At 67.6% G+C, this 21,219-nt stretch carries 24 protein-coding genes; 8 read left to right on the top strand and 16 right to left on the bottom strand.

Features of this window, described 5'->3' with window-relative positions:
• Positions 1 to 98 precede the first annotated feature (98 nt).
• Entirely contained in the window at positions 99 to 377 is a 279-nt protein-coding gene (locus L324_RS14620; protein ID WP_037307387.1) for a DUF3311 domain-containing protein, read from the top strand.
• Positions 374 to 2,017: a monocarboxylate uptake permease MctP gene (gene mctP, locus L324_RS14615; protein ID WP_037307384.1), complete on the top strand. Its 1,644-nt coding sequence runs from the start codon at positions 374 to 376 to the stop codon at positions 2,015 to 2,017. The genes L324_RS14620 and mctP overlap by 4 nt, the downstream gene beginning before the upstream one ends.
• On the opposite strand, the gene L324_RS14610 is transcribed toward mctP, so the two are convergent.
• From L324_RS14610 to L324_RS14580, 8 genes are all read right to left on the bottom strand, one after another.
• Positions 2,014 to 2,646, bottom strand: a complete 633-nt coding sequence (locus L324_RS14610; protein WP_037307598.1) for a membrane protein — start codon at positions 2,644 to 2,646, stop codon at positions 2,014 to 2,016. The two genes, mctP and L324_RS14610, sit on opposite strands and share 4 nt — an antisense overlap.
• A gap of 204 nt (positions 2,647 to 2,850) precedes the next feature.
• The gene (locus L324_RS14605; RefSeq protein WP_037307381.1) at positions 2,851 to 4,062 is read right to left on the bottom strand and encodes an RNA polymerase sigma factor; all 1,212 of its coding nucleotides are present in this window, start codon (positions 4,060 to 4,062) and stop codon (positions 2,851 to 2,853) included.
• Positions 4,059 to 4,436: a YciI family protein gene (locus L324_RS14600; protein ID WP_051173903.1), complete on the bottom strand. Its 378-nt coding sequence runs from the start codon at positions 4,434 to 4,436 to the stop codon at positions 4,059 to 4,061. The genes L324_RS14605 and L324_RS14600 overlap by 4 nt, the downstream gene beginning before the upstream one ends.
• A 3-nt stretch (positions 4,437 to 4,439) precedes the next feature.
• A complete protein-coding gene (locus tag L324_RS14595; protein ID WP_037307379.1) occupies positions 4,440 to 4,697 on the bottom strand; it encodes a YciI family protein in 258 nt (85 codons plus the stop codon).
• Between the two features lie 69 nt (positions 4,698 to 4,766).
• Positions 4,767 to 5,690, bottom strand: a complete 924-nt coding sequence (locus L324_RS14590) for a bifunctional helix-turn-helix transcriptional regulator/GNAT family N-acetyltransferase (RefSeq protein WP_037307376.1) — start codon at positions 5,688 to 5,690, stop codon at positions 4,767 to 4,769.
• Positions 5,691 to 5,929: 239 nt separating this feature from the next.
• Positions 5,930 to 6,079 carry a hypothetical protein gene (locus tag L324_RS43090; RefSeq protein WP_007032374.1) on the bottom strand — a complete coding sequence of 50 codons (150 nt, stop codon included), beginning with the start codon at positions 6,077 to 6,079 and terminating at the stop codon, positions 5,930 to 5,932.
• Between the two features lie 284 nt (positions 6,080 to 6,363).
• Positions 6,364 to 7,554, bottom strand: coding sequence for an ATP-binding protein (locus L324_RS14585; RefSeq protein ID WP_037307374.1), 1,191 nt, complete (start codon positions 7,552 to 7,554; stop codon positions 6,364 to 6,366).
• A 112-nt stretch (positions 7,555 to 7,666) separates the two neighbouring features.
• Entirely contained in the window at positions 7,667 to 8,428 is a 762-nt protein-coding gene (locus tag L324_RS14580) for a MerR family transcriptional regulator (protein ID WP_037307592.1), read from the bottom strand.
• A gap of 71 nt (positions 8,429 to 8,499) precedes the next feature.
• Here L324_RS14580 and L324_RS14575 point away from each other — a divergent pair, with 71 nt between their 5' ends.
• Together L324_RS14575 and L324_RS14570 are read left to right on the top strand one after the other, a co-directional pair.
• A complete protein-coding gene (locus L324_RS14575; protein WP_037307372.1) occupies positions 8,500 to 9,531 on the top strand; it encodes a glycerophosphodiester phosphodiesterase family protein in 1,032 nt (343 codons plus the stop codon).
• A gap of 131 nt (positions 9,532 to 9,662) precedes the next feature.
• Positions 9,663 to 10,169: a DoxX family membrane protein gene (locus tag L324_RS14570; RefSeq protein WP_037307370.1), complete on the top strand. Its 507-nt coding sequence runs from the start codon at positions 9,663 to 9,665 to the stop codon at positions 10,167 to 10,169.
• A 60-nt stretch (positions 10,170 to 10,229) separates the two neighbouring features.
• Here L324_RS14570 and L324_RS14565 read toward each other — a convergent pair whose 3' ends face one another.
• The 4 genes from L324_RS14565 to L324_RS14550 all read right to left on the bottom strand — a co-directional run bounded on the left by L324_RS14565 (position 10,230) and on the right by L324_RS14550 (position 13,813).
• Positions 10,230 to 10,601: a YciI family protein gene (locus L324_RS14565; protein WP_081736342.1), complete on the bottom strand. Its 372-nt coding sequence runs from the start codon at positions 10,599 to 10,601 to the stop codon at positions 10,230 to 10,232.
• Between the two features lie 98 nt (positions 10,602 to 10,699).
• Positions 10,700 to 11,503 (bottom strand): ABC transporter permease, encoded by an 804-nt coding sequence (locus tag L324_RS14560; protein WP_037307367.1) that lies wholly within the window; start codon positions 11,501 to 11,503, stop codon positions 10,700 to 10,702.
• Entirely contained in the window at positions 11,500 to 12,453 is a 954-nt protein-coding gene (locus L324_RS14555; RefSeq protein ID WP_037307366.1) for a daunorubicin resistance protein DrrA family ABC transporter ATP-binding protein, read from the bottom strand. Before L324_RS14555 ends, L324_RS14560 begins: the two co-directional genes overlap by 4 nt.
• 70 nt (positions 12,454 to 12,523) lie before the next feature.
• The gene (locus tag L324_RS14550; RefSeq protein ID WP_037307363.1) at positions 12,524 to 13,813 is read right to left on the bottom strand and encodes an acetyl-CoA C-acetyltransferase; all 1,290 of its coding nucleotides are present in this window, start codon (positions 13,811 to 13,813) and stop codon (positions 12,524 to 12,526) included.
• A gap of 92 nt (positions 13,814 to 13,905) precedes the next feature.
• Between L324_RS14550 and L324_RS14545 the strand changes: the two genes are divergently transcribed.
• On the top strand, positions 13,906 to 15,240 hold the full coding sequence (locus L324_RS14545; RefSeq protein ID WP_037307361.1) for a 3-oxoacyl-ACP reductase: 1,335 nt from the start codon (positions 13,906 to 13,908) through the stop codon (positions 15,238 to 15,240).
• Positions 15,241 to 15,242: 2 nt separating this feature from the next.
• Positions 15,243 to 16,088 carry a MaoC/PaaZ C-terminal domain-containing protein gene (locus L324_RS14540; RefSeq protein ID WP_037307359.1) on the top strand — a complete coding sequence of 282 codons (846 nt, stop codon included), beginning with the start codon at positions 15,243 to 15,245 and terminating at the stop codon, positions 16,086 to 16,088.
• Here L324_RS14540 and L324_RS14535 read toward each other — a convergent pair.
• The gene (locus L324_RS14535; protein WP_037307357.1) at positions 16,071 to 16,736 is read right to left on the bottom strand and encodes a TetR/AcrR family transcriptional regulator; all 666 of its coding nucleotides are present in this window, start codon (positions 16,734 to 16,736) and stop codon (positions 16,071 to 16,073) included. The two genes, L324_RS14540 and L324_RS14535, sit on opposite strands and share 18 nt — an antisense overlap.
• A gap of 129 nt (positions 16,737 to 16,865) precedes the next feature.
• On the opposite strand from L324_RS14535, the gene L324_RS14530 reads away from it, so the two are divergent.
• On the top strand, positions 16,866 to 17,501 hold the full coding sequence (locus tag L324_RS14530) for an SCP2 sterol-binding domain-containing protein (protein WP_037307355.1): 636 nt from the start codon (positions 16,866 to 16,868) through the stop codon (positions 17,499 to 17,501).
• Between the two features lie 68 nt (positions 17,502 to 17,569).
• A complete protein-coding gene (locus L324_RS14525; protein ID WP_051173902.1) occupies positions 17,570 to 18,178 on the top strand; it encodes an SCP2 sterol-binding domain-containing protein in 609 nt (202 codons plus the stop codon).
• A gap of 69 nt (positions 18,179 to 18,247) precedes the next feature.
• On the opposite strand, the gene L324_RS14520 is transcribed toward L324_RS14525, so the two are convergent.
• The 3 genes from L324_RS14520 to L324_RS14510 form a co-directional block, all read right to left on the bottom strand.
• Positions 18,248 to 19,984 (bottom strand): ATP-binding protein, encoded by a 1,737-nt coding sequence (locus tag L324_RS14520; protein ID WP_037307352.1) that lies wholly within the window; start codon positions 19,982 to 19,984, stop codon positions 18,248 to 18,250.
• Between the two features lie 88 nt (positions 19,985 to 20,072).
• Complete coding sequence (locus L324_RS14515) at positions 20,073 to 20,555, bottom strand: FxsA family protein (RefSeq protein ID WP_037307349.1); 483 nt, start codon at positions 20,553 to 20,555, stop codon at positions 20,073 to 20,075.
• A gap of 66 nt (positions 20,556 to 20,621) precedes the next feature.
• A complete protein-coding gene (locus L324_RS14510) occupies positions 20,622 to 21,194 on the bottom strand; it encodes a TetR/AcrR family transcriptional regulator (RefSeq protein ID WP_037307347.1) in 573 nt (190 codons plus the stop codon).
• Between the last annotated feature and the right edge of the window lie 25 nt (positions 21,195 to 21,219).

Below are 21,219 nucleotides of genomic sequence, written 5' to 3'. Positions count from 1 at the left end.
CTGATCAAATCGATATCGGGCACGCGTGACCCAGGTGGGGGAGAGGTTCTAGGGTCATCGGGACCATCCGGGGTTACGGGAATGTTAGGTGAGGTCCGATGGCGTCAGGTAAGGCAGACGGGAAGGTGAAGGGCTTTCAGTTCAGCCCTTGGAACCTCCTGCTGATCATCCCGTTGCTGGTGCTGATCACGTCGTTGTTCAACACGGACGGCCCTCGGCTGTTCGGGATGCCGTTCTTCTACTGGTTCCAATTCGTGTTCGTGGCCGTCGGTGTCCTGTGCACGTGGATCGTCTTCGTGATGACCAAGGACAAGCCGACCAGTGAGCGTCCCGACCGGCTGTCGGTGGACAAGCTCGACGAGGGGGACCTCAAGTGAACGGCATCCAGTGGCCCGAGCTGATCATCTTCACGATCCTCTTCGCGGTCGTCACCGTCCTCGGCTTCGTCGCTTCGCGTTGGAAGGCCGGCAACACCCTCGACCACCTGGACGAATGGGGCCTCGGCGGCCGCAAGTTCGGCTCGTGGATCACCTGGTTCCTGCTCGGCGGTGACCTCTACACGGCGTACACCTTCGTCGCCGTGCCCGCGCTGATGTTCAGCGCCGGCGCTATGGGCATGTTCGCGCTGCCTTACACGATCATCGTCTACCCGATCGTGTTGATGCCGGCGCTGCGCATGTGGTCGGTCTCCCGTGTCCGCGGCTACGTCACGCCCGCCGACTTCGTCCGCGGCCGGTTCGGTTCGCCGACGCTGGCGCTGCTGATCGCGATCACCGGCATCATCGCGACGATGCCCTACATCGCGCTGCAGCTCGTCGGCCTCGAAGCGGTGCTGCGGACGATGGGCATCAACGGCTCCGGCATCGTCGGGCACCTGCCGCTGCTGGTCGCCTTCATCATCCTGGCGGTCTACACCTACCAGTCCGGCCTGCGCGCGCCCGCGTTGATCGCGTTCGTCAAGGACATCCTGATCTACCTCGTGATCATCGTGGCGATCATCTACCTGCCCTCGAAGCTCGGCGGCTGGTCGGCGATCTTCGACGCGGCCGACGCGAAGTTCGACAAGTCGCAGTCCCCGGCCGACGGCATCCTGCTCAACGCCAACAACCAGCTGCAGTACGCCACGCTGGCCCTCGGTTCGGCGCTCGCGCTGTTCCTTTACCCGCACTCGCTCACCAGCGTGCTCGCTTCGCGCGGCCGCAGCGTGATCAAGCGGAACATGGTCGCGCTCCCGGCGTATTCGCTGGTCCTGGGTCTGCTGGCGCTGCTCGGATACGTGGCGATCAGCGCCTCGGTCAAGCCGATCACCAACAACGCCACCGGCAAACCCGACACGAACACCGTCGTCCCGGTGCTGTTCGACTCGCAGTTCTCGTCGTGGTTCGCCGGGATCGCGTTCGCCGCGATCGGCATCGGCGCGCTGGTGCCCGCGGCGATCATGTCGATCGCGGCGGCCAACCTGTGGACCCGCAACATCTACAAGGAGTACATCAAGAAGAACGCGACGCCGGGCCAGGAGGCGAAGCAGGCCAAGCTCGCTTCGCTGATCGTGAAGTTCGGCGCGGTCGCGTTCATCCTGTTCATCGACCCGCAGTTCTCGATCGACCTGCAGCTCATCGGCGGGGTGCTGATCCTGCAGACGCTGCCCGCGGTGGCGATCTCGCTCTACACACGGTGGTTCCACCGCTGGGGCCTGATCGCGGGCTGGGTCGTCGGCATCGGCTGGGGCCTGATCCTGCTGTACGGCATTCCGAACGCGGCGACCGGCAAGGCGCACTTCGGCGGCTCGGCGCTGGCGCTGGACAAGCTGTCGATCTTCGGCTGGCACCCGTTCAGCGGCTCACAGCTGCAGATCTACGTCGGTTTCGTGGCGCTGCTGGCGAACCTGCTGATCGCGGTGATCTTCACGGTGATCGCGCGGCAGATGAAGGTCTTCAACGGCACGGACGACACCGAGCCCGAGGACTACCACGCCGACGAGCACGACAAGGATCTCCGCGAGATCGGCGTCCACTAATCGCTGACCGAAGAAGCCGCGTCCCGCCGGGACGCGGCTTTTTTCGTGGCCGTGGACGCCGCGAGGTAGAGGACGAACCCGTTCAGCAGGTGCCAGAGGAAATGCGTCCCGGCGGAGAAGTGCCCGCAGACGGTGTGGTCGGCCGTCCGGAACGCGAGGGACACCCCGAAGACCCCCGCGGCGAGCGCGAACCCGCGGCGATCCTCGCCCTTGAGGACGACCGCGAAGACCACGAGACCGATCAGCGCGGACAGGTACAGGCCGCCGCCCAGCGACGCGACGACGGCGGTGAACGCCAGGAACACGAGGATGCCGAGCCAGGACAGCCCGCGCCGGACCCCGAAGAACACATGCGGGAACACCGCCGCGCAGTACAGGACGAACACCAGGATGAAGCCGGAATCGGCGGCCGCGGCCCAACGCGTCGCGAACAGGTGGAAGGCCGTGCTGCCGAGGAACACCAAGCCGATGAGAAGCGCGAAGACGCGGCCATGGGTTTCCTTCGTCTGCCGCCAGACGGCGATCGCGGCGATCAGGAACGCGAGGTTGCTGAGGCTGTTGAGCGGCTCACCCCAGAGACCCGGCGCGACCCGTTCGCAATAGCCGTCGATGTACGCGGTCCAGTTCACGTGTCCAGATAACCAGGGACGGTGGGCCGGCCCCCAGCCTCCCTCTCCCCTCAGTTGTCCACACCCCACCACCGTTGTGGACAACTCGGCCCCCGATCCCCCACGACCCCGCTCCCCGACACCCCCTCCCGATACGCTGGAGCGGGGCGCGCCCCCCTGGGACGGGTGGGGGGTGGGGTTCGCGCGCGGAGGCCGAAAAGTGGGTCAGGGGGTGCAGGCCGCCAGGCGCCGGGTGAGGAAACGGCGGCGCGGCTCCGAGCACGGCAGCGCCAGCGCCCGCCGGTAGTGGACGGCGGCGCGCGCCGGGTCGCCGGCGCGCAGCCACAGCGCGCCGAGGACGGCCGGTAGCAGGGGGTAATCCGGCAGGTCGGCCTCGATGGCCTCGAGTTCGGCGATCCCGGCGAAGGCCCCGTCCACCATGGACAGGGCGATCGCCCGGTTCAGCCGCGCCACCGGTGACGGGCGCAGCGCCAGCAGGTCGTCGTACAGCCCGACGATCCGGCGCCAGTCGGGCGGTGAAGCGGTGCTGTGGCACAGCGCGATGGCCGCCTCCACGTGGTAAGCCGACATTTCCGGACCGGTGCACGCCAGCCCGAACAGCCGCGTCCCCTCGGCGATCATCGGATGGTCCCAGCGGTCGCGGTCCTGCTCGTCGAGCAGCAGCAGATCGCCGGCGAGGTCGACCCGCGCGGGCAGCCTGCTCGCCTGCAGCAACATCAGCGAGACCAGCGCCCGCACCCGGGGCAGATCCGTCTTCGGCTCGGCCAGCAGCAGCCGCCCCAGCCGGATCGCCTCGCCGCACAGCTCCCCGCGCACCGCGACCTCACCGGTCGTCGCGTCGTAGCCCTCGTTGAACAGCAGATAGAGCACCGCCAGCACACTGTCCACTCTGGACTCCAGGGCGTCCGGTCCCGGCAGGGTGAGCGGCTTCCCGGAGCGCCGCAGCCACCTCTTCGCCCGCACCAGCCGTTGCGCGACCGTCGCCGGTTTCGTCAGCAGAGCCGCCGCGATCTCGTGCACACCGAGCCCGCCGACGGTCTTCAGCGTGAGCGCCACCTGCGAGACCGTCGGCAGCGCGGGATGGCAGCACAGCAGCATCAACACGAGTTCGTCGTCGGTACGCCGGTCGACGTCGTAGCCGTCGAGTTCCACCAGCCGCGGCAGCAGTGCCCGCAACGTCCGCTCCCGCCGGACGACGTCCATCGCCCGGTTCCGCGCCGCCCGGAACAGCCAGCCCTGCGGATTGTCCGGCACCCCGCACTGCGGCCAGCTGCGCAACGCCTGCTCCAGCGCGTCCGCGACCGCTTCCTCGGCGAGATCGAGCCGCTCGGGGCCGAGCGCCCTGGCCAGCGTGGCGACGATCCGCCCGGCGCTGTGCCGGAACAGATGCTCGACCACGCCGGCCGGGCGGTTCACGACCGCTCGAAGCGGCTCAGGTGTTCCTCGCGCGGGGTGTCGAGCTCCAGCGCGATCTCGCTGACCACGAACATCCCGACGCCGTCCACCGCGATCGGATGCGTCTCGAACAGCTTCGCCGCTTCGTCGAGATCGGCGGCTTCGACCACGAGATACCCGGCGACGATCTCGCTGGCCTCGGTGAACGGCCCGTCGGTCATCGTGCCGGCGCGCACCACCCGCGATTCCGGGTCGAGCCCGGCGGCCGCGATCAGCCTGCCGGACGCCCGCAGTTCCTCCTGCCACGCGAAGTACCGGTCTATGCCGCTCTCCGTGGCTTCACCCGTGGACTCGGCATCCCGCGGAAAGGTCATCAGCCCGACGAATTTCGGCATCGGTCAGTCCTCGCAACCGCGCTCGCCGACCTGGCGCACCTCGATCGGCCCGAACTCCAGATGCGGGTGCGTCGCGAAGATCTTCTCCGCCTGATCGAAGTCGTCGGCTTCGATGACCTGGTAGCCGCCGACGAACCGCCCCTCCTTCGTCCGCTCGTCGTCCCACGCCAGGTAGTTCTCGAGGACGCGTTGTGCCTCGTCGGGGCCGAGACGGTCGTGCGCGTCCTTGCTCGCGCGGATGAATCCGATGTAGTGGGGCATGGCTTCCTCCCTGGGATCGATGGTCCCTAGACGAGCAAGCACGCCGCGAATCGACACGATCGCGTCATCTCACAGCTCCAGCCGCCAGGTCTGCCCGGTGAGCTCATAGCCGAAGCCGGGGATCGTCTCCTCGCTGACCAGCTGAAAGCCCGCCTTCTGGTAGATCGCCCGCGCCGCGTCCAGCAGGGAGACCGTCCAGAGTTCGATCGCCGGGTAACCGGACGCTCTCGCGAACTCGACGCATTCGGTGACCAGGCGCTTCCCGACGCCGCGTCCGCGAGCGGCCGGTTCGAGGAGCAGCAGCCGCAGCTTCGCGGTGCGCCCGTCCTCGGCGGGCATGCAGAAGACGCTGCCGACCCGCTCTCCGTCGAGTTCGGCGATCCACCCGGCCTGGCGGGGATCACCGCGATGGTCGGCGTAGTCCGCGACGACCCGCGCGACGAGGGCTTCGAAGCGTTCGTCCCAGCCGTACTCGCGCGAGTAGAGGGCGCCGTGGCGGTGGACCACCCAGCCGAAGTCGCCGGGCCGGGGCGGCCGGAGGACCAGGGTGGGATCGGCCGCGCGTTCGCCGACCAGCGACGTGATCGTGCCCATCGCGCCGAGCAACCGCTCCTGCTCGTCGTCGGCGAACCGGCCGAGCAGCGAGTCGATCCGGTCCACCGAACGCGCGTCGAGGACGGCGAAGGCCTTCTTGCCCTCTTCGGTGAGCCGGATGACCTGACGGCGCGCGTCCTCGTCGCTGCGCTCACGGACGAGGAGGCCGCGGCCTTCGAGCCTGCCGAGCAGTCTGCTCGCGTAGCCGGCATCGAGGTCGAGACGTTTGCGGAGATCGGTGACCTGGGTCGAGTCCTGCTGGGCGAGTTCGAAGAGGACCCGAGCCTCGCTCAGGGAGTACTCGGCGTCGGCCGGTCCTTCGTCGAGGACGCCGATCACGCCGGTGTACAGGCGGTTGAACGCCCGGACGGTCGCCACCCGGTCCGCGGATCCAGTCATTTGACCACCTCAACAGATTCGTTGACTAGGTCAAAGATTACCGCGCGAAGCGGCGACGGCAAGAAATTTCAGGGAAAGGATCCGGACATATGGAAACCCCGTGATGCTGCCAGGTCGGGGGTCCGCCAGCATCACGGGGTCGTAGTGGGTATCGACGCGGTGTTCCGCGGCGTTACACCTCACGCACTATGTGTCGTAGGTCACTCTAATGGGCGACACTCACAACGGTGGTAGTCAGGTCAGCGCATGTGCGTGTGACGCGCCTGGGAGATAGCGATGAGCTCCTGACGAACGGTCGCGGTGGCCGCGGTGTCGATCGCCCGGTTCAGCGCCCGGCGAGTGCGAGCCTCGGCGCGACGGGCACGGAGCTTGGCGGCGATGTTGTTCATCGGTTAAGTCATCCCCTTGAGGGTCTTGTGTCTTCGTGGCTGTGCTTCTAGTATGCACCCTTTTTCACAAGGAATCCAACGATTATCCGGTGACTTGGCACACCTGCCGATGAATCATCGGCAACGGCGAGGAAAATCCGGAGAGATTTGGTGTCGCCGGTCACTTCTTGGTAACGCTAGCGATCTCTAGTGTTCATGCCATACGGTGGAAGAAGGCGCGATGAAGCTGACAGTAGAGTTTTCTACCGCTTTATAGCCCTGACGCTAGAGAGTGCGAGAGAGATCTAGTCCCGGCCGAGCAGGTAGTGGCCGAAATGCGGGACGGTGAAGGCGATGTGCCCGCGCTCGGCGGAGTACACCAGGCCCTTCTTCATCAGGCTGTCCCGCGCGGGAGACAGCGAAGACGGCTTCCGCCCCAGGTAGACGGCCACATCGGCGGTGCCGGCCGCTTCATCCCGGCCCTGCGTCAGCTCGGCCATCGCGAGCAGGTACTCGCGTTCGGCGGGTGTCGCGCGCTCGTAGCGGGAGCCGAAGAAGCCGACCGCGAGTTCGGATTCGGCCTCCGGGGCGGCGACCTGGACGTCCTTCACGGTGATCGGATCGGCGGGGGCCGCGTCCCAGGCGGCCTTCCCGTACGCCTGGATGAAGTACGGGTAGCCGCCGGACGCGTCGAACAGCGCGTCCAGCGCCTCCGGTTCGATCCCCGCGTCTTCACGCTCGATGGGCGCCATCACCGCGAGGTCGGCGTCTTCGCGCTCCAGCCTGTCGATACGTGCGTAGCGGAAGAGGCGTTCGGAGTACGACTTCGACGCCGAGAGGACGGCGGGCACGTGAGGCAGCCCCGCGCCGACCACGACCAGTGGCGCCCCGGACTGCGAGAGTTCGTGGCAGGCGGCGCAAAGCGCGGAGACGTCCTCGGGCAGCAGATCCTGGATCTCGTCGATCAGCAACGCGACGCCGGTGCCGACGTCGGCCGCCAGCTCCGCGACCTCGGTGAACAGCTCGACCAGATCGATCTCGATGTCGCCGGAATCGGCGCGGCCCTGCGCCGCCGGCACGTCGATCCCGGGCTGCCAGCGATCGCGCAGCTTGGCGTCCGGTTTGTTGGCGCGCAGCGCGAACGCCTTGAGCACGCCGAGTACCTGCTCGACCCGGTCCGGCGCGCGATGGCGCACGGCGAGGTCGCGGATCGCGCGATGCAGCGCGGCCGAGAGCGGCCGCCGGAGTTCGGTGTCGGGACGGGCTTCGATCTTGCCCGCGCCCCAGCCGTGCTTGATCGCCCTCGAGCGCAGCTCGCCCAGCAGCACGGTCTTGCCCACGCCGCGCAGACCGGTCAGCATCAGGCTGCGTTCCGGTCTCCCGCGCGCGACCCGTTCGAGGACGACCTCGAAGGCCTGGAGCTCACGCACACGACCGGCCAGCTCGGGCGGCCGTTGACCGGCGCCCGGGGCGAAGGGGTTGCGGATGGGATCCACTCTCACACGCTATCGGCGTTTCTAGCGTGGGTCCGATATTCCGCCATAGAGGGATAGGCGTGTCGCGGCGGGTTACGCCGAGTGGACGGGTCTGCAGCCCCGTCCTTCGGTCTTAATCCCGCAGGTTCCGCTCGGCGTAGACCGCCATCGCGTCGCGGATGTACTCCGCGGTTCCCGCACCGTGCTTCTCGTCGTACTGCCCGTAGCGCGGGTCGTCGACGTAAAGCTGCCCGAGACCGGCGAAGTAGCCCTTCGACACCGCGCGCACGGCCGGCCGGAGCCAGTCGTACAGCCGCTGCGTGAGCGCCTGCGCCTCGTCGCCGTCAGCGGGCAGGCCCTTCGCGCGGGCTTCCCCGAAAGCGGCCGCGATGTCCTTCTGCTCCTGCTGATGCGCCTTCTTGTCCTCGGCGCTCAGCGACTTCCACCACTGGTCGCCCTGCTTGTAGGCGTCGGCGCCCCAGCGTTCGGTGACCTCTTTCTCGTACTTCGTGTGGTCGAAGCCGTCGAACACTTCCGTTGCCATCAGTCGTTCACCTCTCTCCGTCTTCCTCAAGGTCGTTTTGACCGATTCGATCTGCCGTCCGAGCCGCTGTCGCTCCTGCTCCAGCCACTTCAGGTGCGTGCGTAGCGCCGCCGTCGTGTCCTGCTCCCCTTCGAGGACTTCGCCGATCGCGGGCAGGCTCAGCCCGAGTTCGCGAAGCAGCAGGATCCGTTGCAGCCGCACCAGCGCGTCCTGGTCGTAGTAGCGGTATCCGTTGCTCCCCACCCGGCTCGGTTCGAGCAGCCCGATGTCGCCGTAGTGGCGCAGCGTGCGGCTCGTGGTCCCCGCCGAGCGGGCGATGTCCTGGATCGACCACTCCTTCTCGTTCGGCATGTCCACGACGGTAGAGGTTGACGTTGCGTCAAAGTCAATCGAAGTTCACCCGGCTGTGTCATGGTTCCGCCATGAAGACCTTTGCGCTGGTCATCGCCACCGCGCTCACCCTCACCACGGCCGGGGTCGCCGACGCGCACCCGCGCCGCGCCTTCGACATCCAGGCCCACCGCGGTGGCCTCGGCCTCACGGTCGAGAGCACGCTCGCGTCGTTCGGCAAGGGGATGGAACTGGGGGTGACCACGCTCGAACTCGACATCCAGATCACCAAGGACGGTCGCGAGGTGATCACCCACGACCGCAAGACGACACCCGCGAAGTGCCGTGACACCGCACCCGCGACGCCGGGCGACCCGGCGTACCCGTACGTCGGGAAGTACGTGAAGGACCTGACGTTCGCCCAGGTCCGCACGCTGGACTGCGGGTCCATCCGCCAGCCTGCCCACCCCGGCCAGACGCTCTCCCCCGGCGCCAAGATGCCGACGCTCGCCGAGCTGTTCCAGCTGGCGCGCGAGCGTCACGCGTGGGGCGTCAAATTCAACATCGAGACGAAGGTCGAGGCCGCCGCTCCGCAGGAGACCGCGCCGCGCGAGCAGTTCGTCCAGCGGGCGGTGGGCGAGATCCTGCGGTCTGGGTTCGCGCGCAACGTCACCGTCCAGAGTTTCGACTGGGGCACGCTGAGGCGGCTGCGCGAGGTCGCGCCGTGGCTTCCGGTGGTCGCGCTGACCCAGCCCGAGTTCCTCCAGGTCGGGCAGCCGGGTAAGTCGCCGTGGCTCGGCGGCCTCGACATCGACGACTTCGGGGGCAGCCCCGTCCGTGCGGTGCAGTCGTTCGGCGCGAGCGCGCTTTCGCCGGTGCACGGCAATCCGCAGGGCGGCAAGGTCGGCGACCCGGACTACCGGCCGTTCACCACGAAGGCGCTGGTCACCGAGGCGCACCGCGCGGGGATCAAGGTCGTGCCCTGGACGATCGACGACCCGGCCACGATGCACAAGCTCATCGACGACGGCGTCGACGGCATCATCACCGACTATCCGGACAGGCTGCGGGAGGTCGCGGCGGACCGCGGGTTCAAGCTGCCGAAGACGTATCCGGCTCGCTAACGGAATCTAGTGCCGTCTAGCACCAGAGAAATATTCACGGATACCCCGTTAGCGCGGTTCGGCGCCCTGGCAGGCGGGAAGTCTGGGGATAGATTTGCTTTCCCTGGTCCGGATCAAGAAAGGCTACGACCGTGATTCTCCGCCGCGTCGCACGTCCGCTCCTCGCCGCGATCTTCATCTCCGGCGGGATCGGCGCGCTGAGGGACACCCAGGGCCACGCGAAGGCCGCGGAGCCGTTCCTCACCGAGTCCTTCGACAAGCTGGAGGGCGTGGTGCCGGAGTCGGTGCCGCGCGACCCCGCCACCCTGGTCCGGATCGACGCGGCGGTGAAGGTCGGCGCCGGGGTCGCGCTCGCCGCGGGCAAGGCGCCGCGGCTGGCCTCGCTGCTGCTGCTCGGCAGCCTCGTCCCGACGACGCTGGCCGCGCACCGGTTCTGGGAGATCAAGGAACCGGCCGAACGTCAGCAGCAGCAGATCCAGTTCATCAAGAACGCCGGACTCGCCGGCGGCCTCCTGCTGGCCGCCGCCGACACCGCGGGCAAGCCGTCGCTCGGCTGGCGCGCCCGCCGGGCCGCGTCGAAGACGGAGAAGCGCGCCGAGAAGCTGGCGAAGAAGGCCGAGAAGGCCATCACGAAGTAACGCCCGCGTTTAGTCCTCTGGATGCGAAAAGCGCATCCAGAGGACTAAACGCGTGTGGGGTCACGAGGTGAAGGCTTCGACGTCCTCCATCTCGACAACCGTCCGGACCTCGACCTCGATCTCGTCGAAGAGGGCGGCGTAGGACTCGGCGAACGAGACGGCCTCGGCCAGGTCCTTGGCGTTGATCAGCGCGAACCCGCCGATGACCTCCTTGGCCTCGGTGAACGGGCCGTCGGTGGCGGTGATCTTGCCGCCGCGCACCTTGCGGACCTTCGCGCCCTTCTCCGACGGGTGCACACCCTCGGCCGTGATCAGGAAGCCCTTCTCGAACGAGTCCTGGATGAAGGCGCCCATCTTCTCGATGAACTCCTTGCTGGGGTTCCAGGCTTCCGGGGCGCTCTCGTCGAGCCGGTGCATCATCAGAAACCGCATCGCTGCTCCTCAGTGTCTTGGCGGGGCTGTTTCTACCCCGCCTTCACCGACGCGTCGAGCGGCTCGACGACGGTTCGACATTTCGTTCAGAAAAATTCTCAGCGGCTCGCGACCTTCTTGTACTGGGCCGTCGCCAGGGGCGCGAAGATCGCGATGATGGCGACGCAGCACAGGATCGCGTACAGCGAGGCGTGCTCGGCCGGCCAGCCCGTCGGTGCCGCGCCGAAGCGGTTCCCGAACAGGTCGCGCGCCGAGTTGATCACCGCCGTGAACGGGTTCCAGTCGGCGATCGCCTTCAGCACCCCGGGCAGTTTGTCCGCCGGGACGAACGCGGTCGAGATGAAGCTCAGCGGGAACATCCACATCAGCCCGGCGCTCTGCGCGACCTCGACACTGCGCGCGACGAGCCCGATCCACGCGCCGACCCAGGACAGCGCCCAGGCGAACATCAGCATCACCAGGTACCCGAGCACCGCGTCGAGGAAGCTGCCGCGGATCCGCCAGCCGACGAGCAGCCCGCACAGCGACATGACGACCAGCGCCACCACGCTGATCACCAGATCCGACGTCGTCCGGCCGAAGATCACCGCGAGCCGCGAGATCGGCAGGGAGCGGAACCGGTCGATGATGCCCTTCTGCAGGTCGTTCGCGAACCCGATCACGGTGAACGCCGAGTTGAACGCGACCGTCTGCGCGAAGATGCCGGCGATCAGGAACTCGCGGTACGCGAGCCCGCCCGCTTCGCCGCCGATCGCGTCGCCGAAGACATACGCGAACAGCAACACGAACATGATCGGCTGCAGGGTCGCCGCCATCAGCCAGTCCGGGTTGCGCTGGACGTTCTTCAGGTTCCGCCAGGTGATCACGCCACCGTCGGAGAAGGCCTTCGCGACCGCGCTCACTGCTTTTCTCCCTCGTCCGTGGCGTGCCCCGTCAGCGAAAGGAAGACGTCGTCGAGCGTCGGCCGGTGCAGCGCGACGTCCTGGACGGCGACGCCGTGGCCGTCCAGCCGTCGCAGTGCCTCGATCAGGGCCTTCGGCCCGCCCTCGACCAGGACGTCGACCTTGCGGGTGTGCTCGTCGACCGTCGGTGTCCCCGAGCCGACCTCGGTGAGCACCTGCGTGGTGATGGCGAGATCGCTCGTTTCCGCCACGACCAGCTCCAGCCGCTCGCCGCCGATCTCCTGCTTGAGTTCGTCGGCCGTGCCGCGGGCGATGACCTTCCCCTTGTCGATCACCACGATCGAGTCGGCGAGCTGGTCGGCCTCCTCCAGGTACTGCGTGGTCAGCAGGACCGTGGTGCCGTCGGCGACGAGTTCCTTGATGACCTCCCAGGTGTCGATCCGGCCGCGCGGGTCGAGCCCGGTGGTCGGTTCGTCGAGGATCACCACGGTCGGCTCGGCGACCAGCGCGCCCGCGAGGTCGAGCCTGCGCCGCATCCCGCCGGAGTACGTCTTGGCCGGCCTGTCGGCCGCGTCCTCCAGCCGGAACCGCGCCAGGAGTTCCCGCGCCCTGGCCTTCGCCGCGGCCTTCTTGCTCCCGTACAGCCTGCCGACCATGTACAGGTTCTCGAACCCGGTGAGGTTCTCGTCCACGGCGGCGTACTGCCCGGAGAGCCCGATCGACCGCCGGACGGCGTCGGGCTGGGCCAGCACGTCATGCCCGGCCACCTCCGCTTCGCCCGAATCAGGGCGAAGCAGCGTGGTCAGGATGCGGACCGTGGTCGTCTTGCCGGCGCCGTTCGGCCCCAGCAGGCCCAGCACCTTGCCCGTCGGGATCGACAGATCGACCCCGTCGAGCGCCCGTGTGGACCCATAGGTCTTGACCAGCGCTTTCGCCTGAACTGCGAACATGCGGACAAACTAGACCCCGGTGCCGACAAAGGCACCGGGGTTTTTCCCGGATCCGCTCCAGGCGAACGGACTACTTCTCGAGGATCGCGGTGATGCCCTGGCCGCCCGCCGCGCAGATCGAGATGAGGCCGCGGCCGGATCCCTTCTCGTTCAACAGCTTCGCGAGCGTGGCGACGATACGGCCGCCGGTCGCGGCGAACGGGTGCCCGGCCGCCAGCGACGAACCGTTGACGTTCAGCTTCGCCCGATCGATGGAACCGAGCGGCTCGTCGAGGCCCAGCTTCTGCTTGGCGAACGCGGGGTCCTCCCACGCCCTGAGGGTCGCGAGCACCTGCGAGGCGAAGGCCTCGTGGATCTCGTAGAAGTCGAAGTCCTGCAGGGTGATCCCGGCGCGTTCGAGCATCCGCGGGACCGCGTACGCGGGCGCCATCAGCAGCCCTTCGTCACCGTGGACGTAGTCGACGGCGGCGGTCTGCGAGAACGTCAGGTACGCCAGCACCGGCAGCTTCCGGGCCTTCGCCCACTGCTCGGTGGCGAGCAGGACCGTCGAAGCGCCGTCGGACAGCGGCGTCGAGTTGCCCGCGGTCATCGTGCCGTCGGGGCCGCCGAAAGCGGGCTTCAGCTTCGCGAGCTTCTCGACACTGGAGTCCGGCCGCAGGTTCTGGTCGCGGGCGAGCTTCAGGTACGGCGTCACCAGGTCGTCGAAGAAACCGCTGTCGTACGCGGCGCCCAGGCGCTGGTGGCTGGTGGCGGCGAGTTCGTCCTGTGCCTCGCGGGTGATGTCCCAGACCTTCGCGGTCAGCGCCGCGTGCTCGCCCATGGAGAGGCCGGTGCGCGGCTCGGAGTTGCGCGGGATCTCGGGGACGATGTGCCCGGGGCGCAGCTTCGCGGCGAGCTTCAGCCGTTCGGGGAGCGTCTTCGCGGCGTTGAGCTGGACGAGGATCTGCCGCAGGTCGTCGTTGACCGCCAGCGGGGCGTCGGACGTGGTGTCGACGCCGCCCGCGATGGCCGAGTCGATCTGGCCGAGGGCGATCTTGTTGGCGACGTTGACGATCGCCTGCAGGCCGGTGCCGCAGGCCATCTGCACGTCGGAGGCCGGGGTGGCGGGGTTCAGCCTGCTGCCGAGGACGCTTTCGCGGGCGAGGTTGAAGTCGCGGGCGTGCTTGAGCACGGCGCCGGCGGCGACCTCGCCGATCACCTCGTCCTGCAGGGAGAAGCGGCTGACCAGGCCGTCGAGGGCGGCGGTGAACATGTCCTGGTTCGACGCCTTCGAGTACGGACCGTTCGAACGGGCGAAGGGGATCCGGTTGCCGCCGATGATCGCGACCTTGCGCACGGGTGTCGTCCTTTTCGTGGCCATTTTTTCCACTCCTCCGTAGGCTCTCTCACACTGTAACCTACTAGCGAGTAGGTTAGAATGCGACGTGATGCAAACTGCACGGGAGGCAAGCGATGGCTGACAGGTACCAGCAGTTCACGAAATCCCCGGTGGGGAAGTTCGTGGTGCCGAAGCTCGGCCTGCCGAACCCCGCGACGCTCCGCCGGTACAAGCCCGGCCAGCCCGCCCTCGAGGGTCCCGCACTTCTCGGCTCCGCGCCGGGTGGTCGCCTCGAAAAGGTGGCCGAGGCACAGCTGCACCGCGCGGGCATCGAGGTCGTCTCGACGGCGGCCGGCAAGCACGCCGCACTCGTCTTCGACGCGACAGGCGTGAAGGACCCGAAGCAGCTTCGCGAGGTCTACAACTTCTTCCACCCGGTGATCCGCAGTGTCGGGCCGTCGGGCCGGGTCGTCGTCCTCGGTACCCCGCCCGAGCTGGTGGAGGGGCACGAGCGGATCGCTCAGCGCGCGCTCGAAGGCTTCGTCCGCTCCGTCGGTAAGGAACTGAAGCGCGGCGCCACCGCTCAGCTCGTATACGTCGCCGAAGGTGCCGAAGAGGCCACCGAGTCCACGCTCCGGTTCCTGTTGTCGGCGAAGTCGGCCTTCGTCGACGCCCAGGTCATCCGTGTCGGCATCGAGACCAAGACAGCCTCCGCCCCGGCCGACTGGGCGAAGCCGCTCGACGGCAAGGTCGCGCTGGTGACCGGCGCGTCCCGCGGCATCGGCGCCGCCATCGCCGAGGTGCTGGGCCGCGACGGCGCCCACGTCGTCGCGCTCGACATCCCCGCGCAGGGCGCGGATCTGTCCAGGGTGGCCAACAAGGTCGGCGGCTCCTCGCTGCAGCTGGACATCACCGCCGCCGACGCGCCGGAGAAGCTCGCCGAGTACCTGACCACACGCCACGGCGGCGTCGACATCGTGGTGCACAACGCGGGCATCACCCGCGACAAGACGCTGGGCAACATGACCGAGGGCGGCTGGGACTCGGTCATCGCGGTCAACCTCGCCTCGCAGCTCGCGGTGAACGAGAAGCTCCTGTCCGGCAAGGTGCTGCACGAGAACGGCCGGATCATCGGCGTCTCGTCGATCGCGGGCATCGCGGGCAACGTCGGCCAGACCAACTACGCCACCAGCAAGGCGGGCGTGATCGGCATGGTGAACGACGGTGCGCCGAAGCTCGCCGAGTACGGCGGCACGATCAACGCGGTCGCGCCCGGTTTCATCGAGACCAAGATGACCGCGGCGGTCCCGCTGTTCATCCGCGAGGCCGGACGACGGCTGTCGAGCCTCGGCCAGGGCGGGCTGCCGGTGGACGTCGCCGAGACGATCGCCTGGTACGCGAACCCCGCGTCGGCCGCGGTCAACGGCAACGTGGTCCGCGTCTGCGGCCAGGCACTGCTGGGGGCGTGAGCATGGCCGTCAAGGAACTCCACGAGTCGCCGAGCCTGTCTTCGCTGTATCCCAAGGCTCTGCTCGGCTCGTTGCGCAAGAGCGGCGGGAACACGCTGCCGGGCACCGAGTTCGTCCGCGAGGGCGTCGTCGTCGACCCCGCGCATCTCGCCGCGTACAACCAGGTGTGCGGATTCCGGCTGGACGACGTCCTGCCCGCGACGTACCCGCATATGCTGGCGTTCCCGCTGCAGATGGCGCTGATGACCGAGCGCGACTTCCCGTTCCCGTTGCTGGGCATGGTGCACGTCGCCAACCGCATCACCCAGCACCGGCCGCTGCGGCTCGACGAGTCGTTCACCCTGCGGGTGCGCGCCGAGGAGCTGCGCCCGCACGAGAAGGGCAAGCAGTTCGACGTCGTCAGCGAGCTGCTCGTGAACGACAGTCCTGTTTGGACGGACGTCAGCACGTACCTGCGCCGCGGCGGCGGCAGCGGCGAGAAGACGTCACGCGGTCAGCTCGCCCAGCCCGCGCCCACGGCGATCTGGCATGTGCCCGCCGACATCGGCCGTCGCTACGCCGAGGTCTCCGGCGACCGCAACCCGATCCACCTGCACGCGATCACCGCCAAGGCGTTCGGCTTCCCCGCCGCCATCGCGCACGGCATGTGGACGAAGGCACACGCGCTCGCGGCGTTCGAGGGCAGGCTGCCGGAGGCGTTCGCCGTCGACGTCAAGTTCAAGCAGCCGGTGCTGCTGCCGTCGAAGGCGGCGTTCACGACTTGGAGTGAAGGCGGGGGCTGGGCCTTCGAACTCTGGAACGCGCGCAAGCCGAAGCCGCATCTGGAAGGTTCAGTCGTCGCTCTCTGACGGCTTCCAGACGTCGCCTTCGACGAGGTCGTTGAACCCGAGCCAGACCAGGTTCATCAGCCACGAGGCGAGCACACCGTCGGAGACATCGGGGTGGTCGAGCGCCCAGTCGGCCAGCGACTCGGCCGCCCCGACCAGTGCGGCGGACAGCCCGGCGCCGGAGAACTCGGCCTGCTCGCCGAGGCCCTTGCGGGTACCCGCGGAGACGACGAGCGCGGCGACCAGTTCGATCGCGCGGGTGCGCATGTCGGTGATCTCCGCGGCGAAGGTGCCGCCGACGGTCATGGCCTGGCGGTGCAGGACCGTCCAGGACTCGCGGTAGTCGGCGACGAACCGGTAGAACGCGCGGAGGCCGTGCCAAAGCTGCATGTCCGGCGGCAGGTCGGGTTTGATGCCGTCCTGCACCGCTTCGAGCAGGCGCGTGGCTTCACGGCGGATGCACGCGCCGAAGAGGTCTTCCTTGGACCCGAGGTAGGTGTAGATCATCGGCTTGGACACGCCGGCGACCTCGGAGATCTCGTCCATCGACGCGGAGTGATAGCCGTAGCGCGAGAACACCGAGACCGCTGCGTCCAGGATCTGGCGTTCCCGCACCGCTCTCGGCAGCCTTTTGGCGCGTTCGGCGGGACGCGGTACTTCCTCGGACACTCAGGACCTCCCTTTAAGTTCCCGTAAGACGCTACCGGGCTGCCCCTGGCATGGGTGATTTCGGCACGCTTGCCCGGCTACCTACTCGCGGGTAGCCTTACGCTCGGGTAGGCGGAGCTGGAGGGGCAGATGACCGAGACCGTGGGGCTGACCGGCCGCGCGCTCGTCGACGCGCTGGAACGGATCGAACCGGATTCGCCCGAAGCGCACGCGCTCGACGTCAACGAGGTCGCGGGGGCCATCGACCCGAAGGACCTGGGGAAGGACGACGTCCGGCGGCTGCTCGCCGCGCTCGGACGGCTCGCGGAATCCGCGCCGGCGTTCGACCTCCGCAAGGTCGATCCGGCCCGGTTCGCGAACCTCGTCGCCCGCGCCTCGCGTACGCAGCTCGAGAGCGTCGTCGCCGAACGGCCGCTTCGCGAACGGGTGTTGCGCGAGATCTTCGACCGCATGGGTGCCCACATCCGGCAGGACCGGGCGAAGACGCTGCACGCGGTGGTCCACTGGCGGATGTCCGGCGGGCAGGGCGACGCCGGGTACGACCGCTACGAGACGGTGATCTCGCACGGTGAGTGCAGGGTCGGCCGGGACATGAGGGAGAAGCCGAGGGTGACGATCACGATCGCCCCGGTCGATTTCTTCCGGCTCATCACCCATCAGGCGACACCCGCTGTGCTATTCGTCACCGGAAAGATCAAAGTAAAAGGTGACCTGGCATTCGCGGCGGGCCTGATCGGTTTCTTCGACCTGCCGAAGCCGTCCTGAACCCGGCCGAGCAGATAGACTTCCGTGCCGTGCCCCGAAATTCTCCGAACCGGCGCTGGCGGGACAAGATGCGCTTTTCCCGCCCCTTGCGGCTGCACAAGACGCGCACCGCAGGCGAGCACGTCGTCAACGCTTTCGCGGAGAAGCTCGAATTCACCAAACTGAGCCCCGGACAGTTCGTGCAGGTACTGGAAACCCTGCACATGCTGGGCGAAACCGGCGCGGGCATCGAGTTGAGCTCGCTGGAGACGGAGGTACTCGTCGACGTCGTGCAGCGCGCGTCACGAGAGCAGCTCAAGGCCATCGCCGACCACCCGGAACTGCGAGCGGCGTTCCTCGACGAGATTTTCCGCAGAATGTCGGACCATTTCGTTCCCGAACGCGCCCGGCATGTCGACTTCGTCGTCGCATGGCGTTTTACCGACGGTGACGGCGAAGACGGATTCGATCGCTTTCAAACGGTCATCGAAGACGGTGTCTGCGTTTCCAGCACCGATCTCGCCCGCGTTCCGGACACGACCATCACGCTGTCGGTCGACGACTTCATCCGGATGGCCACCGGCAACGCGGCCGTGGCGGCGATGTTCGTGACCGGCAAGGTGAAGGTCAAGGGCGAGTACGCCCCGGCCGTCCGGTTCAGCGGCTATTTCGACATCCCGAAGCCGAGCGGGGGCTGAAAGCGTCCTTCACCGCATGCGACGCGGTGAAGGACGCTTTCGTCGCGTGTGATGCGGGGAAGGCGCCCTTCAGCCCTCGTCGAGAGTTCGCTGAGAGGTGCGGCGATAGCGGACGTTGGGACTCCGCAGGTTTCGCTCTGTCGCTTCGACCAGTCCCTGCCGGAGCAGAACGCTCAGCCATCGGGTCATCGTGCGGTCATGCAGGCCGGTCGCCGTCACCAGGTCGGCACGCGTCGCCTCATCGTCACCAAGCGCTTCGAGGATCTCTTCGCGTCGGTCGGCGCGACGTCTGGGAGGGGACGGACTGTCCGTGGAAGTGGGCACCACGTCCTCGGCAAGGGTGTACTGCGCGTACCGGCGACCGCCGGCCGGGACCAGGAGACCACGGGCGACAAGGTCGCCGAGTTCTTCGGTCGCCACACGGGAATCGAGATCGTTGGCGTTTCTATAAGCCTGGTTGTTGAGCGTCTCGCCATGGAACAGCATCGCGAGGCCATGACATTGACTGTCGGTGAGGCCGTGCTCGTCGAGTGAAGCGATCCAACGAACCGCGTCCTCTCCCATCAGGGTGTGGTTCGGGAACGTCGCCGTGAAAGTGGAAATGTCATCGGCGAACCTTGGCGGGCTGAGTTTCGCGTCTCGCATGGCGGCCAGCATCGCCGGGATCCCGGAGCCACGGTTTTCGCAGATCGGGCGATCCGACCCGGGCAACGGGGTGTCTTCGAGAATCTTCAGCAACGTGGCGTTGCGAGCTGACGAGGTACCTTCGACGCCCAGGTTCTCTTCACGGACCGATCCGTAGAGACCGCCTGGGTTACGGATGAGCAGACGGTCGGGATACATCTCGACCTGCACCTGTGTCCCATGGGAAGAACCCGAGTAATCGCGGTGCACCAGCGCGTTCACCACCGCCTCGCGTAACGCGGTCTCGGGGTATTCGTACGTCTCGGCCCGGCCGGCTCCGCGAACGGTGGACCGTCGTTTCATGTTGCGGCGAAGAGCGATCAGCGCTTCGTCAACCATTACCGGGACAGGTCCCTCGGCAGCCACGTTGTCGATGAACCGCGTTCCATTTCGTGGATCGGGCCCTGATTTCGTCGGGTAGTGGACGAAGGTGAGCATGAGCTGCGGGAAGAACTCCTGGGGGTATTCCCCAAGAGCCAGGAGGCCCGCGAGGGACAGTTCGTCGCCGATGAGGACTTTCGCTCGTCGCAATGCCGCAGTGGTATCCAAGTTCGCAAACGCCCTGCTGCGATGGCGGCGGAGCCGGCTCAAGAAGGTGTCGACCAGCGCTTTGTCGAGATTCGCGACGGTCGTACCGATGACGGGCTGTTCGTCGTCCCGAGGTTGACCTCGATTCGCCATCATCAGCTGTACTTCGTATGGGCTCAGCCTGCGATCTCCATCGGCGACCCTGATGAAGCTTCCCTGCGTCATACCCGCACCGCGGTTGTACGAAGGCTTACTCCCCTGGGGCAGTTCAGGGATCTCCGCGACCACCAGGTCCGCGCCCTCGAAGCGGTGGGTCCCGATAAGAGGACGTAGTGGCGGCTCCAGGTTCTCCGAGCACAACGCGGCCAGATCGGCCTCCATCTTGGCCGGGTCGCGAACTCCGGTCGCCTCGAACCCGTTGGCTTCGTCGAGGCCGAGGATCAGGACGCCCCCGCTGGTGTTGGCAAACGCCGAAAGTGTCTCGCGCACGCTCTTCGGGAGCTTGGTTTCAGCCCGTTTGGCCTCGACAAAGGCGTGGTCGCCGCCGAGATCACGAAGGTTCGTGATGATCTCGGCGAGTTCGTCGTAGAGCATGTCGCCGTCCCAGCTTAGACACTAGCTTAGACACTAGCTTAGACACTGGAGTCTAATGGCGAAGCTGGTGTCTAAGCTGGCGCGGCACTCAGCCCTCGACGATGCGGCCTTCGATCACCTGCGGCTGCCTCTTGGCCGCCTCCGCGGGCGGCGTGTCCGTGACGACCTCGCTGTCCACCACCATCACGGGCCCATGGGACCGGTTGGCGAACTTGATCGCGCGGCGCTGCATCCGCTTCTGCCAGACCTTGCGCGCCACCCCGCGCGTCGGCGGCAGGATGAGCAGCAGGCCGATGACGTCGCTGACGAAACCGGGCAGCAGGATCAGCAGGCCGCCGAGGCCGATCAGCATCCCGTCGGTGAGTTCCCGCTCCGCGTCGGCCGGGCGGCCGAGCCGCGCGGACTCGGCGAAAGCCCGGAAGGCGCGACCGCCTTCGCGGCGGGCGAGCCAGGAGCCGATGAACGCACCGGCGAAGAGCAGGGCGATCGTGCCGAGCACGCCAACGGCCGAGCCCACCGCCCAGACGGCGGCGATCTCGGCGACGACATAGAGCAAGAACGCGACAGCCATACCTGGACAACGTACGACTCGCCCGTTTTGCTCCCTACCCCCCGATACGGTGGTCGATCGTGTGCGCTAAGTCCGGCGGACCTGACCCAGCAGACTGTCCACCATCGATCGCAGCGCGTCCGCCAGCCGTGCCGACTCCTCGCTCTTCAGCAGGTGCGCGACCAGTTCGCTGCGCAGCGAACCCAGTAGGACGTGCGCGATCACTTCCGCGTCGAGGTCCGGCCTCGCCTCGGCGATCAGGCCGCTGACGTGCTTGTGCCAGCTCACGTAGAGATCGTTGCCGTGCCGGTGTTTCGCCGATTCCTCGAACGCCGCCATGAGCGCGACGTTCTTGGTCGCGACCGTGATCACCGCGTCGAAGAACGCCGTCAGCCGTTCCCGGGGCGGGGCACCGGGGCCGAGCGGCGGCGGGCCGGCGGTGAACGCCTCGTTGTGGGCGCGCATCCGCTCCTCGATCAGCGCGGTCATCAGTCCGGCGCGGTTGGTGAACCGGTGGAACACGGTGCCCTTGCCGACGCCGGCGGCGGCCGCCACGCGTTCCATCGACACGTATTCGAGGCCGTGCTCGGCCAGCAGTTCCTCGGTGGCGCGCAGGATCGCCCGGCGATTGCGGGCGGCGTCCGCGCGTTCGGCTGCCATCGGCGTCCCCTCGACAAGTTGACCG

It is taken from the genome of Amycolatopsis orientalis DSM 40040 = KCTC 9412 (assembly GCF_000478275.1).
Lineage (GTDB): Bacteria > Actinomycetota > Actinomycetes > Mycobacteriales > Pseudonocardiaceae > Amycolatopsis > Amycolatopsis orientalis.
This window is presented reverse-complemented; position numbering and strand designations above follow the sequence as displayed.